This window comes from Sporosarcina sp. FSL W7-1349 (assembly GCF_038003045.1).
Classification (GTDB): Bacteria; Bacillota; Bacilli; order Bacillales_A; family Planococcaceae; genus Sporosarcina.
On the sequence record NZ_JBBOOK010000001.1, the window covers coordinates 2,130,509 to 2,144,997 of the forward strand.

Sequence of the window (14,489 nt, forward strand, 5' to 3'; positions counted from 1 at the left end):
AACTAGAAACGATCAGGCTCGCACAGAAAGCAGGTATCCTCCACACTCAAATCACAATCTTGCTTTCCTTCGCCTTCTCCATGAATTTGTCACTCGACTTATTGAAGAACTTCTTCAAGCCGACTCCCGCGATAAGGGCGAGCAGGAAATAGATAAACAAGTAGAGAATTTGCTTCCAAGCGATTTCCCAAATGATGCCGCCGATTGCTTCCCTTAATAGGGTGATGGCGTGCGTGAACGGGAGAAACGCATGGATACTTTGGAAGAACGGCGGCGCCATCTGGATCGGGAAGGTCCCGCCCGATCCTCCGAGCTGCATGACCATGAGAATGATAGCCAGCACTTTCCCTGTATTTCCGAATACGGAGACAAGTGTATAAACAATGGAGACGAAAACAGCGCTGATCAATACGCCAAACAGGACATATGGCAGCTTGTTGACGACATACGTATGCATGATGAATAAGTTGCCGACCGTCACGATTAAGGCTTGCACCATACCGAGACCCATGAACGTGATCAGACGGCCCGCGTATGTTTCATAGCTCTTGTACAACCTCTTCTCATCGATATCCACTTTGAGCGTGGAGACGAGCAATAGCGCCCCGACCCATAAGGAAAGCGTCGTATAGAACGGGTTCATGGCGGATCCGTAGTTCGGAATCGGGTACAAGGCGTGTTCATCCAACACGACAGGGGATGCTAGGAAATCGCTGACGCCCGTCGGATCCGTGTTGAGCACATGGAGCAGCTTGTCGAGATCCCCGTCCTCTTCCAATCTCCGTATTTTTTCGGCCAGTGTATTGACCGTTTCATTCGCTTCTGGGAAAATTTCATTCGCCATTGCGAGTTTTTCTTTCCCTTCGTCCACCCCTTTCGCCACCTTTTGAAGGGCATCCTGCACTTTCGGGATTTTGGCGTTCACATCGTCCAACACGTCCGATACGTCATACAAGGCCGTCGTGGCGTCCCGCATGACCGTTTTATACTGGCGGGCAAAGTCGCCACTTACAAAAGTAATCATATCTTCGAGGGACCGATCCATCCTTTCCGCCAGGTGGTCGATGTCGTTCAGCCGCTTTTTGCCGTTCACTTTCGCCTCTTCTATGCGGCCAATGACATCGTCGATTGAGGCGTTCGCTTTTTGTAAGTCTGCCTGCAAGACTTTAATCCGCTCCACCTGGTCGGAAATCGTGTCCGAGTCGACAAACTTCTGGATATCCCGTAGCCCCCCTTGGATGGAATCAACCGTACTCAAACCACGGTCGACCCGGTCCACAACTTTTTCCAAGGCACCGATTGACCTAACAGGATTTTGGGCGGAATCCAACAAGGACTCCAGCTTGCCGTCCACATTCGCTTTTGACTGTTGCAGCTCCTCGTATTTCTGGCGCATATCCTTGTCAATATCTTCTAGTCGTTTCGCTGCTTGATCCAGAGCGAGCTTGCCGTCCATGCCGAACTTCTTCTTCAGTTCCTCGATTTTGGAATGGGACGATTCGAGTTGCAGTTGTAAATCATCCAGCAAATTTAAGCTCGGATTCTCTCCATTTTCAATCGCCTTTTGAATGGTAGTTAAGATTTCGTTCGTTTTCTCCAAAGAACTTTGCAGCGATTTGATCTTCTCTTCCATGCTGGCAAGACGGTCGCTGCTCGTAACTTTCCCGGCAACTTCCAACAGCTTGACAATCGTTTCCACTCTGTTCAGGCTGTCATTCACCTGCCCCGCCATGCGGTCGATTTCTTCCTTCTTGGAACTCCAATCGATGGAATCCCGTTTATCGTTTAGACGCTTCACGGCTTCCAACGCGGTTCCATTCACTTTGCTAACTTGATCCAACCGACCAGCCATCCCAGTTGAGAGGTCCGTCAGTTGCTCAATCAGCTTCCCGACTTGCGGACGGACGACGGTTTCATAATTCTTCTGTAGTTGCCCCGCATTTTCCGACAATCTATCGGAAAGCTCTTGCGACTGTTGGACAAGCTCCACAGCGGGATGCTCTCCCCGTTCCAAATCCCGGATCATCGATTGCAGATTCGATTTCAGTTGCTGGAGGTCCGCCACGTTTTCATCCAGCGACTTTTGCACCCCGTCAATCTTAGTCGAGTCTTTCAAGTTTTTATCTTGTTTTTTTAGGAAGTCATATATTGTCTGCAGACGGTCGGATGTATCATCGAGCTTCGCTTGCTTGTCTTCCAGTGAAGAAATGAGCCGATCCAGGTCCGCTCCTTTCCCCGCCGCCTCGCTCGTAAACTGCGGAATTTTCCGGAATACTGTCTGGGCCTCCCGCAAATTTTCCTCGATTCCCGCGACCGCCCTATCTGCTGCCTGCTCGCTCTCCTTCAACCGATCAAGCAATTGCCCGTTGAGTTTTTTAGCCTTCGAATGGACGACATCCGCTTCATCGAGCGTGTCCCCCACTCTGTCGATTGATTTCTCTGCAAGATCCAAACCTTGATCGGCGAGTTGCAGCTGCGCATAAATCTCCGGCATACCTGCCTCCAACTGATAAATCGTATCCCGGAGCTTATCGATATTGCCCATGTTATTTTCCAGTTCGAGCCCAAGCGAATTGAATATTTCCAAAACGGTCTTGTTCGTCTCTTCCACAAAGGAGCTTTGGATGTTTTCCATGACCGCGGAAGCACCCGACTTCGCCACTTTCGGAGAAATGGCATTGATTTTTTCATTGATATAGTATTCTAGTTGGGGCTTCGTGATTTCATCCGTCGTTACGCTACTCAATTTTTCCGAAAAATCTTCCGGAATAATGATAGCGGCATAATAATCTCCATGCCGGACCCCTTTGATCGCATCCTCTTTCGGAACGAACTGCCATCCTAAATTATCATTCTTTGTCAACGAGACAATCACTTCATCACCGACGTTGAATTTCTGCCCTTGCACTTCCGTCCCCTGGTCCTCGCTTACAACCGCGACATTGACGCCTTTCGTGTTGGAATAAGGGTCCCAGGAAGCGAGAATATTCAGCCACGCGTACAGCGAGGGCAAAAAAGCGACCGCAGCGATGACAATCAATGCGGCCTTGTTCCTTGAGATATTCCGAAAATCAATTTTCACGATGTTGAAAATGTTTTTCATCTTAATAAACCTCACTTTAGGCAATCCCTAATCATGATTTAAAATTATATTAGTATATTACTCTATCATAAAGAAGTTTATTATAGTTGTAAACTAAAAAGTGAACGAAAAACTAAATTGGTCATTTAGACAGATTTGAAAGGATTTCATTTAAAAAGTATGTTTCTATAGGAATGGAAAATGGGTGTGAACGCCGGTGCGGTTACTGGTGTTTTTCGAGAGCAACCGAAAGAGAAGTGAGTCAGTTCTGTGGCGAAATTTACCGACCAGACGCCACTGTCACGAAGAAATTCAGGACAGTGGCGCTTGTAAAACTAGTGGATGGAGAGTTCCTCGTCCATCAGCTCATTTCAACGAAGGAAATTTGAATAGGTGCCTGCGCGACAAACAATCCTGTTTGCTGCACAGGCGCCTTTTTACGATCTCGCCTCCGTCGCGCCTCCCCAAAGGTTGCGGCCGCCGGTGTGTCCCGTCAAGCTATGCTGTTCTTCGTCAACGAGCTGCATGCGCCCGGGTTCCTCATGGTGATGCCAGTCGTAGCCTTCAGGCGTGATCGTGGACCGTAGATTTTCGATATCCTGTTCATCCAATCCGAGTTGATCGGCAAGCGCCGGATCGTTTTGGATGGCTTCGTACAATTGCATATTGGCGATCCCGATATGGACGCTATCAGACATCAAATACGTATCTTCCGGCAGCTCTACGTCGAAGGCGGAATCGAAGACAGGAAACACACCGGTATAGACACCGTTATCCGCTGTTTCATACGTCGATTTTTCAAATGCTACGCCAGTCGTCTCATGTGTCATACCTTCCAAACTGGTATTTCGTGTGTCGAGTTCCATCGCTTCGGCCGGACTCGCATTCAGCAGATCGAACACGCCGACGCCGACCGTCGCGACCGCAGCCACTTTGCCGACATTTTTCATACCCGCGACAAATTGCTCCTTATCTTTGGATGCCGCCCCTTTTGCCGCTTGTCCGATACTCTTGCCCGTGTACACCAAGCCGCCAGCGAAACCTTTGCCCGTCTGAATTGAAGCATCTTTCACATCGGACCAGCCTTCCGCTTTCTTCGAGTCATCCTTCTTGATCAGCCCGTAAGCTCCGGTCGCCGCTCCGTCTACGAACTGAGCCGTATTGGCGATGACAGCTTGCGAGGACACCACGACGGTATGCCCCACTTCTTTGATGTACTCCCCCGTTTGAGGGAATTTCTTACTGACGAGCGCACCCGTTGCGTTAACCCCTGTTTTGACGAGTCCACCGCCAAGTGCGTTCACGCCTTTTCCGATTTTGCTAAAGAGCTTCATTCAATTACCCCTTTTTGGGTGCCTGCGATAACAAATATGAATACTGCATAGGCACTATACCCCTTGAAATTTTTAGTTATTTCGAATTACAGTTTAGTATATATGACGTAAAATATTCAAGTCACAATCGCCTAGAGAGTGTGCGCCGAGGGGATTTAACTTGTGGTTTTATGAACAGCCCCCACCACAACAACACATCAGGAAGTTTCACTCATTAGAGAAAAGTGCTGCCTAGCTCAAAAAAGCATTCGGTGTGATGTCACATCGAATGCTTCAGAGTAATTACCCTATGTTATTCAAAATACAGCCAATTTAAGGAACGCAACTTTAGATTCAAATAAGATGTTGGATTTTTATTTCTTCTTCAGCATTTGATTGAACATACTCTGCAAGTAGACGTCTGTGACAATAATCTGGCTTTTCCTCACTACATAAAAAACAAACTCTTTCTCCAACCATTAAGCTCTTGGCAAGCGAAAGAATATCTCTTTTCTCAAGAAGATTACTGTATGCAACTTCATATTCTTTCCATGTCATTTCCTTATTTTTATATCCCTTTAGTATATCTTGTGTCGGTGCCATTAACGGTTCATGAACATAATGAATCCCGACTAGTTCCAAGATGTATGCAAGATCATCTTTTTTTGAAAAACCAGCTAGTTGGGATGTATTATTTAATCTTGTATCGACAAGTTTTGTTACACTCGCATCTTGAAGTAGGTTAACAAATTTCTTCAAGGATTTTTTTGAAAAGCCAATTGTACATATTATATTTGACATATCATTCTCCTAAAAAAGAGATATTTGTTCCGTTTTAACCGGATTCAATTCAATTGCTTTTACACCATAGGGTTCAAAGAACTCACCGACTAGTCGACGGTGGCAAATTCGGTGATCATCACAGAAACAAATCAACACAACATTCCGACCAAGCAAAAGTCGTTTATAAACAGCTCGAAGCCCTTTAAGCACTTCTTCACTCTGCATTTCCTTTTTAAATCTTTGTTCATAAAATGGCCACCATTCCTTCGGTGGCTTATTTCTCCATGCCCTTAAATAGGTTTGAAATAACTCGTCTGAGGGTGATAATTCCTGTACTCGTAATGCATCTGGTATTTCATGCCCAGCGCGCATGATTTGCCATAACTCTACATCTTCTTTTATATATTTCAAACCGGATGGATTCGATGTATACAGCTTCCCTGTCGGGTTGAATTGTTTCAAAGCTTATCACCCCACTGTTTGTATTTCCATCTTACCATCAGTTCGGATACGTCGGCAACAAAGGCACTTCCGGATTTGTAATAACACTTATAACCATCGGATACTCCCTAGTAATGTTTTTCTTTTTCTCTATTCGAGCCAGGCCAATACAGATAAAAGTATCATCAAAGTTGTTTTGGGTCTCTTTTCTTTGTATCGTATATGCACGCCACTTTAAATCCGTAATTGGGAAACCCGTTGTACTCGTAGTCGTATTTCGATATGTTTTACCTTGAAATTCAAATGTCATTCGAGGACTTTCCCTGCCATCATAAGTGCTTCTATCCATAAAATTACGAAATTCACTTGCTTTGATTAAACAAAGAGACCTAGAGTCTGCATTAAGGGTAAGTTCTAACTCTTCTTTACACTCTTGATGATTGTTCACAAACTTGACTAATTGATCGTTTGAAAGTGAACCTATATAAATGGGTTTACTCTTAAGACGAATATCCTCAGTGTGACCAGGAGAGGTTGGGTCATATTCTTTTTCATACTGACTAATCTCCCAAACGTCCCCGACTTTGATATATCTACTTGTGTTATTTGCATCCAATGAAATTCCCCAAAACTTCCCTGCCCCAACTGGTAACGGACGAATCCATTTCCCCTTCTTATCCATTCCAGCGATACAATATCCACCATACGTCTTTGTTACAGCAAGAATTAAAAATCTAAAAGTCTTATTCATCTACAATCCCTCTTTCCCCTTTAAAAATTTGTTCACTTCCCTCTCCTATTACTATTTATCTAAAACTTTACATTATTCTTGATATTAAATCAACAAATAGACCTACTTCTATTATTCTAGTCAACTTGAAATATCTTCCACTCATTTGTTAAAAGACACCATACTGGATCCATTGAATAAAGGACTCAGTAATAAAACCAAAACGATGCTAGCATTCAACATAGCGAAAACGACCGAAAGGGGCTTCCCCCCATTCGGTCGTTTTTTCATCACTGCCTTCTTATCAAGCTGGTGAAATCGTTTAATCTCCCGTCACGAACTTCATTTCATAGTCCATGCCGTGTTCAACAAAGAGTAAAAACCTGTAAGCGGTGTTTGGAAGCAACGGCTTAAGCGGAGCAATCATGATTTCATTTTCACCGCTGAAAGTTCGTGTGATTGGCACTTCTTTGTTGCCTCGGAGCACTTTAATGTCAACGACATCTCCCTCGGTCAAGGGGCGATCGAATGTAATCGTCCAATTGGCATCCAACGGAACACTCCGCTGTTCTGGAAAAGGGACAAATGTCGTGGCAGTGCCGTCTTGAATGACTTGTACTTGCTCGTAGCCCGTTACATTGACGATCCCTTCCCCGAAAAGAGGGTCCCATCCAATGGCTCCGCGGTCATCGACATATCTCTTTAACAAACCTTCGATTTCTTCAACTGATCGCATGGGATCTTCGAGTTTAAGCATTGCGGCAAGGCCGCTCACAAAAGGAGCTGCCATCGATGTTCCGCTATAGCTGGCAAATCGACCTCCGGGCACACTGGAATAGATGTCAATTCCGGGTGCCGATACATCTATGGAATTTCCTGTATTGCTGAAATCGGCGATATGATCCATTTTGTCGGTTGCGGAGACGACGATCACTTTCTCTTCGGAAGCGGGATAGAAATTGTCCGTATCCGCGCTCTCGTTGCCCGCAGCAACGATGACCGGCACGTTGTTTGAAAGAGCATAATCAATCGCTTCAGCCAAGAATGGGGAATAATCCTCACCCAGGAAACTCATATTGATGACGTCCGCTCCGTTATCTACTGCAAAACGGATACCTGTCGCAATATCTGAATCATATCCTCTCCCTTCGGCATCCATCGCACGAATGGGCATGATTTTCACATTCGCCGGGGTCGTATCCGCAATGATGCCTGCTAAATGGGTGCCATGGAAATGCTTGTCCATCGGGTTCGTATCGTTATCAAGGAAATCATATCCGTCCACAATCCTATCTTTCAAAAAAGGATGCGTGTAATCGACGCCTGTATCAATGATAGCAACAACCACACTTCCTTCAATGGAGCTGGTCATTGTTTTCATACGCGGTGCCCCAATCCGAATCATCCCCCATGATTTCGTTTCCGCACCACTTTCTTGTAAACTAATAAAACGGATATAATCCGGTTGTAGAATTTTCACTCTTTCCAGTTCACCGACTTCTTCAATTAAAACACTATCAACAGCCTGATTTCCTTTATCATCCGTCACTTGGACAATAACCCGGTTCGTCTCCTCCGCCGATGCGGGAGAGGCGTAAAGTATCACCAGTAAAAACAGGACAATTGAAAAAAAGTTCTTCATCAATACAACACCTCAAAATCTATTGTTTCTACGTTATGTATCGGTTTAAATGTAAATATATTTAGGTACCTTCCTTTCAAGGTAATTGCAACAACGGCCATATGAAAAATGTTTGGAGTATGTTCAGAGCTGTTGTTCTCCATACAAAACAACCCTCTGAATAAAACCGATCATGAGGGCTGTTAAAATTCCTGTTTTATTTCAATTCGGTCAAACCAGCTGCATCCATTCGTTTAAAGAAGAAGAAATATGGGATTTCTTTAACCCTCCTGTTGCATTATATGCCTCAAAAGATGGGCTGTTTGTTAGATGATGCTTAACTAAAAAGTTGTACGCTCCCTTCACATCGTTTGGCCCTACTTGGCTGCTGGACAAAATTTGGGCGACAGTGCCGCGGGTGATCGGCTTGTTCCGAGCCGTCTTATCTGTATATCCTTTTAGCGGGAAATTGTACTTTTTCAATGCAATGTAGGCTCCATCACTGTTGAAGGTATTAGATTTCAAGTTCCGATAATGTAAAGGTTAGATAGTTTTGGCAAAGACGCTATTCAACAACGAGACTGGAACCTGGATCATGACATCGCGTTCAGTCTTTACTACCTATTGCTGTTATCTGAACTTTTTTAGAAGCTATACGATTAATTACGGATAATATTTACTCTCTTACTAATCCTGTTATACTGAATTTATATAACAGTACGTAAAGCACAGGAGAGAGCGGTGGGTATGATGGCGTGGATCATTGATTTGTGGAGAGAGGATGTATGGTATCAACAGCTCTACATAATTTCAGCTGCTATTTTCATCCTGTGTTCCTTATTGTCTTTATGTATGCTTAGGCCTTATTCCAAAGTAGCCGAAGAAATAGAAATAGAATATGCCTCCTATTATTCAAAGCATTTTTTTATGAGCTTCCGTAAGAAAAAGCAAAGAGAACTCTTTCGGAAAGCGGAGATTGCCGTAAGTCAATTTAACTCTTTATATCCTTTATATGTCCTGAAAAATTGGTCATCACAGATAGCAATTTTCAGCTTTGGCGCAACTTTTTGGCTAGTAGCCGGTTCCCTGGTTTATGAATTTTTTGAGAGCATCCCTGTTGAAGATTCAACCTATATAACGGATTATTACGGCGGGGATGGTTCATACGAGACTGCGCCCATGGATAGTAATGGAATTCATCATGTGGAGCCCCATTGGGTAGACGGCTATGAGCGGTCTGATGGCACAACAGTCGAGGGATATTGGAGGGGCGGGGAGGATGGCTACTACAGAAGCAACCCTGATGGAAATCCCTTTAATAATTTAAGACCATAGAGAGCGGCGGTCGCTCCGCAATTAATTGTAAGGAACCGGTATTAATTACACCTTGGTTTGTTCCTATGTAGCAAAAAAAGCCCTCTCATCGATCTCTCGATAAGAAGACTCTCTTATTCGTTCATCGCTATTGCATGCAATTTTAATTCATCCCTGTGTAAAATCTAAATTCTCAACAGCAGCTTTCATTTCGTCTTGTTGGATATGCAGGTAAATGGAAGTCGTTTTGAGGTTGGCGTGGCCCAACAGTTTTTGATTTACGGCTATATGGGTACCTTGTCTAACTAAATGACTGGCGAATGAATGGCGCAACGTATGACTGGTCACATGCTTGGTAATCCCCGCCTTTCGTCCAGCCTTCCACAATATCTGATTGACATATTGTGTACTGACCGATCCGGTTTTCTCAAGAGCAAAAAAACGAGTAGATTCCGTATGCGGGCGATGTCTTTGCAAATAGAATATGAGCTCCTCCTGCAGTTTCGGTCCAATCGGCACGATCCGATGCCTCCCCCCTTTCCCATTTCGAATCCGAATCCTCCGTTCTTCGATGTCCACATCAGTTACTTGTAGATTCCTGCATTCACTCACCCGGATTCCGGTATGGACCATAGTGCATACAAAAAAGTAAAGAATCGGATGAGCGATATGAGAAAGCATCGCCTGTATTTCACAGGGATTCAAATAAGTGCGTTCGGTTTCCGTTGTTTTCAACCGTTCAACCTCATCCACTGGATTATTCGGTACCCATCCCTTCTTCTTTAAACAATAGAAAAACCGATCCAACGTATTCAACTTTCGATTCACAGATGTCGCCTTACAGCCGCGTTGATCAATCAAATACTGAACAAACCCCTCGATATGATCACTTGTCACTTCCGTTAAACCCAGCCCAAGCCCGCCATACCACTTAACAAACTGACGGCTGTCTACCTCATACCCACGCATAGTTTCCGCACTCAATCCACGCAACCTTGCCCAATTATTAAAAATTTGCAGTGCTTTAGGCATCGTCAAATTAGCTGTTTTATGATCAACAAGCACTCCCATCCCTCCCTATCTGGTAGTCTTATCTTTTCGAGAGAGTTTTATGCAACAGTGTTGGTTAAGGCGGTTAACGCTACTACGGTTGAAGTAACTTTCAAAGATGCAGTTGAGAACCTTAACTCTTTGAACTTCACAATCGACGGTCTAACAGTTTCGAATGCGGCTGTTAAACAATCCGACAACAAAACAGTTGTATTGACGACTGCTGTTCAAAAAGGCGGAGAGAAATACATCGTTTCTTTGAATGACAATGCAATCGGAACATTCGAAGGTATTTCTGCAGTCGTTCCTACTAAAATTGATATCACTACTCATTCCGTACAAGGTAAAGTGGGTCAACAAGCAATCGTTTCTGCTGATGTAGGCGTGAAACAAGCTGGTATTCCTGTAACGTTCAACGTGAAAGCAGATACTCGTGACACTCTTAACAAAGACCAAGTGTTCGAAGCAGTTACTAACGCTGAAGGAATTGCAACATTCTCTTACTCACAATATGCAGCAGGTATCGACGAAGTAGCGGTTTACCCAACAGGTGCACCTACAGTTCGTGACTATGCAACAGTACATTGGGGTGTAGACACAATCCTTTCCCTTGAAGAAGACGATAATAAAGATGCTTCTTTAAACAATGGAGAAAACAAGAAGTATAAAGTGACGTACAAAGATCCTAAAACAGGTAAAGCAATCCAAAACAAAAAAATCTACATCACTTTTGCTGAAAACGTAGACGTTCCAGTGAACAAGTTAACAAAAGCAACTGTAGATGGTAACGAAGTATACCAAACAACAAATGATCAAGTGAAATCTCATTTTGTAGAAACAGATATTAACGGTGTAGCTACATTCACAGTATCTGGAACAAATACAAAAGCAACCCCAGTTGCATTCATCGACGATGGTGGTTACATTGGTGGAGATGAAAAAGACAATAAAAAAGTTCACCGCACAGAGCTTCAAGTTACTGCGAAAGAATTGACATTTGGCGCAATTCACGCGAAATACGAGCTTGAAATCACTCGTGATGGCGCAGAAGAAGCTGCAGAAGGTGAGAAAAACGGTCGTCTTTACAAAATTGTTGTAAAAGATGAAAACGGTAAAGCCGCTGCAAATGAAGTTGTAAATGTTGGATTGGATGAAGTACTTGATCGTGTTATTTCTACAAATACAGATGCTAAGTTCATTGTAAATGCTGATTCGGAAAAAGGGACAGATTACTACGATGAAGACTTAGTAGGGAAATCTAAATTCACTGCTGGTTCAAACAAGCAACAAATTACTGTTGAATTGAACTCAAAAGGTGAAGGAGAGTTCAAAATTGTTGGTAGTGACAAAGACTATGCAACACCTGTAATGTGGATTGATATTAATTCAAGTGACAATAAACAAGGCGTTCTTGAAGAAGGCGAGCCTTTTAAGAAAGCTGCAATGACTTACTTCGCAACAGAAAAAGTTGCTGGAAGTGCATTGAAAGTTTACGAGCCTGGAACAACTACTCAAATTAAAGACAACCGTACAATTAACGCTGGTACAAACGGCGCGGAATTCAAATTCACGGTTGCAAACCAAAGTGGCAAAACAATTGCTCCTAGCAAGGTAGAAAAAGGAAAAGCTACGTTTAAAGTAGAAAACACAGGTACAAAAGACGTTGTTGTCTTTACAGACAAAGCATACCTAGATAACTACCTAGCTGATAAATCAGATGACAACCGCAATAAAGGAACAGTTATTTCTACAAAACGTACAACTACACTTAAATCTATTGACTTAGGATATCATGTAAATGCTGCTAGTATCTTTGTAGCGTCTGTAGATGGTCAATCTGCAACTGTTGAAGTAACTGCTTACGGTGAAGCAACAGAAAAACGAAATGATAAAGATACAACAGTTACATTGTCAGAAAGTAAAGTAGCAAAAGCGACATTCAAGTCTTCAGGTGATTTGAACGACTCTGAAACACGTCTTGTTACGAAGTTTAAACGTGATGACAAGAAAATCACATTCCAAGGTAAAGCAGAACTTAACTTTAAAGATGAGTACGATGCAGGTAAAGTTCGTTATATAGATGCTCGTGGTACATCTGATAGAAGTCTAGGCTTCAATCAGTTTGCTGACGAAATCGTTGAAAATGTTACTGTAATTCACTATTTTAAAGATAGTGATGGTGTGATTACGTTTAAGATTGTTAATGCTGCTACAGGTGGAGAAACAGGTACTGCATTATTAGATAATGTGAATATTGCAATCGAAAGCGGAAGTGTAACTCAAGTTAAAGTTGCATTACGTCAAATTCCAGCATTCGCTGCTTTATCTGATGCTGATCAAACTATAGTGGCTACCAATGTAGAAGCAAATGGTGCATTTGCCAACGCAGATTCTTTAAATAGTTTTGTTGCTGATGAAATTCGTACAGTGAATGTAGCAAATGTTGTCACTGCTGCTAATGCAACTGGTGCAACATATGCTGATCTTGTAACAGCAGTTGGTAAAGTTGCTGGTGCGGAATCAAGCGTAGCAGCTCTACGAGCAGAAACAAATACTGCAATTCAAAATGAGATTCTATCTGTTGTTGGCGGTTTGACTGCAGGTAATATTGATGCTAACGCAACAGTATTCAATACTGCTATCACAAATGCTATTGCAACTGCCAAGAATAATCTTAATAGTAATGCAGTCACTGCAGCTATGTTAGATGTTAATACAAAACTTCTAGCTTTAGACGCTACTCAAAATCCGGCTAATTACGCAGCAGCTGAAAAGGCTATCAAGGATAATGCAGCAGTCCTAGGCTTAGATCTAACAGGATATAATGCTTTGCCGAATGCGACTGCAAGAGAGGCGGCATTGCTTGATTTAGCTAATGCAGCAGAAGCAGCAAATAGTGGAGTTGGGTTTGGACAATCAGCAGCTCTTAATGGGGCATTGCAAGCAGCTGTAGATGTTACAGCACCTAAAGTAGTCAAGGCTGTCTACAATGACGTCACTGAAGTACTAACACTAACTTTCAGTGAAAATGTTAATATCAATTCAGCTATTACTGCTGATATTGATTTCAATACTGCTCTTGGTGGTACTGGAACTGTCGCAGCGACTTCAGTGTCCGCAACTGGTAAAGTCGTAACTATGACTTTAACTACTCCATCTGCAGTAAGCTTTGAATCAGGTGTTACAATTACGGATATTGTATTCTCGGTAACTGGACCAGTAGTAGTTGACATCGAGGATGCTAAAGGAAACGTATCTCAAGCTTCTGATTTCGTAATTGTCGTAGAGTGAAGTTCAAGTGCCAAGTTCTGAAGTAATTCAGATAATTTGCGTCTGACTGAGGAAAGGCTCTGTAGAGAGAAATCTCTGCAGGGCCTTTTTAATTCCTAAAATTAAGTTCGGTGCCCACTAGCGTTGCGCAGATTCAATTAAAGTACAAAAAATGAAAATTGAACCAAATCAAAAACTAAAAAGAAGAGCCCTTCCCAAAATGTAGACATCTCTTCAAAAAAATTATCTTTTTTTCAGGAAATGTTCCTTGGCGATCGGGTCGACGATGGCTACGTCTTCCCCAAATCGAATTTCAATCGGAATGCGCTCGGGCACCTTCTGCCTGCCCCTGCTTTTCCGGCGACGGCGTTTGCAATTCCTCAGAAGACTGCCGATATCCGGAAGTTTGACATAGGTTCCGTCGATGATCCGAAGGATGCCTTGACGCTTGGCCCCACGCAAAAAAGCTCCTACTGTAGGAAGGGAATAGACAGTTACCTCTGTTCCCTTACACTTACAAAAGAAGCTACCCAAACTATGATAAGTGTAAACCGATAATTCGTCTTTCGCGTCAAACCTTAGCACTTCTGCCAACCAACGAACTTGCCTGTCCCTTATTGAATTATCGGGCCAGGAAACTGACGGATTTCACCGTGGTGAAGGTCTTCGTCATGGCGAACCTGTGTAATTGGAGAAACCTACGCGGGATTGAGATCGGCATCCGGGCAGTGGATGAATTGTAGAAGGAGATTGGTACTGACTCCATCAGCCATTCCCAGCTCAGCCGTAGACTTGCCCGGGCATCTAGTCGGGCTTCTGGGAGGTCTATGGCGACGCAGTATCGTCGGCTGCAAAGGGGGCCAAAGGAATCTAAGTTCGGATGCC

Annotated in this window: 11 protein-coding genes; 2 read left to right on the forward strand and 9 right to left on the reverse strand. The window is 43.4% G+C overall.

The window, feature by feature from the left end; translation table 11 throughout:
* Positions 1–46: 46 nt before the first annotated feature.
* The 7 genes from MKY41_RS10395 to MKY41_RS10425 all read right to left on the reverse strand — a co-directional run bounded on the left by MKY41_RS10395 (position 47) and on the right by MKY41_RS10425 (position 8,453).
* On the reverse strand, positions 47–3,103 hold the full coding sequence (locus MKY41_RS10395; RefSeq protein WP_340744941.1) for a YhgE/Pip domain-containing protein: 3,057 nt from the start codon (positions 3,101–3,103) through the stop codon (positions 47–49).
* 416 nt (positions 3,104–3,519) lie between these two features.
* Entirely contained in the window at positions 3,520–4,416 is an 897-nt protein-coding gene (locus tag MKY41_RS10400) for an HNH endonuclease (protein ID WP_340744942.1), read from the reverse strand.
* A 333-nt stretch (positions 4,417–4,749) separates the two neighbouring features.
* Positions 4,750–5,196, reverse strand: a complete 447-nt coding sequence (locus MKY41_RS10405) for a DUF488 domain-containing protein (RefSeq protein ID WP_340744943.1) — start codon at positions 5,194–5,196, stop codon at positions 4,750–4,752.
* A gap of 9 nt (positions 5,197–5,205) precedes the next feature.
* Positions 5,206–5,640, reverse strand: a complete 435-nt coding sequence (locus MKY41_RS10410) for a DUF488 family protein, N3 subclade (protein WP_340744944.1) — start codon at positions 5,638–5,640, stop codon at positions 5,206–5,208.
* Positions 5,641–5,677: 37 nt separating this feature from the next.
* Positions 5,678–6,370, reverse strand: coding sequence for a dual OB domain-containing protein (locus tag MKY41_RS10415; RefSeq protein WP_340744945.1), 693 nt, complete (start codon positions 6,368–6,370; stop codon positions 5,678–5,680).
* Between the two features lie 301 nt (positions 6,371–6,671).
* A complete protein-coding gene (locus MKY41_RS10420) occupies positions 6,672–7,991 on the reverse strand; it encodes a S8 family serine peptidase (protein ID WP_340744946.1) in 1,320 nt (439 codons plus the stop codon).
* Between the two features lie 210 nt (positions 7,992–8,201).
* Positions 8,202–8,453, reverse strand: coding sequence for a hypothetical protein (locus tag MKY41_RS10425; protein WP_340744947.1), 252 nt, complete (start codon positions 8,451–8,453; stop codon positions 8,202–8,204).
* Between the two features lie 264 nt (positions 8,454–8,717).
* On the opposite strand from MKY41_RS10425, the gene MKY41_RS10430 reads away from it, so the two are divergent.
* A complete protein-coding gene (locus MKY41_RS10430; protein ID WP_340744948.1) occupies positions 8,718–9,305 on the forward strand; it encodes a hypothetical protein in 588 nt (195 codons plus the stop codon).
* 147 nt (positions 9,306–9,452) lie between these two features.
* On the opposite strand, the gene MKY41_RS10435 is transcribed toward MKY41_RS10430, so the two are convergent.
* On the reverse strand, positions 9,453–10,349 hold the full coding sequence (locus tag MKY41_RS10435; RefSeq protein ID WP_340744949.1) for a tyrosine-type recombinase/integrase: 897 nt from the start codon (positions 10,347–10,349) through the stop codon (positions 9,453–9,455).
* A 54-nt stretch (positions 10,350–10,403) separates the two neighbouring features.
* Here MKY41_RS10435 and MKY41_RS10440 point away from each other — a divergent pair, with 54 nt between their 5' ends.
* Positions 10,404–13,625: a hypothetical protein gene (locus MKY41_RS10440; RefSeq protein ID WP_340744950.1), complete on the forward strand. Its 3,222-nt coding sequence runs from the start codon at positions 10,404–10,406 to the stop codon at positions 13,623–13,625.
* Positions 13,626–13,847: 222 nt separating this feature from the next.
* Here MKY41_RS10440 and MKY41_RS10445 read toward each other — a convergent pair whose 3' ends face one another.
* Entirely contained in the window at positions 13,848–14,066 is a 219-nt protein-coding gene (locus tag MKY41_RS10445; protein ID WP_340744951.1) for a hypothetical protein, read from the reverse strand.
* Positions 14,067–14,489 lie beyond the last annotated feature (423 nt).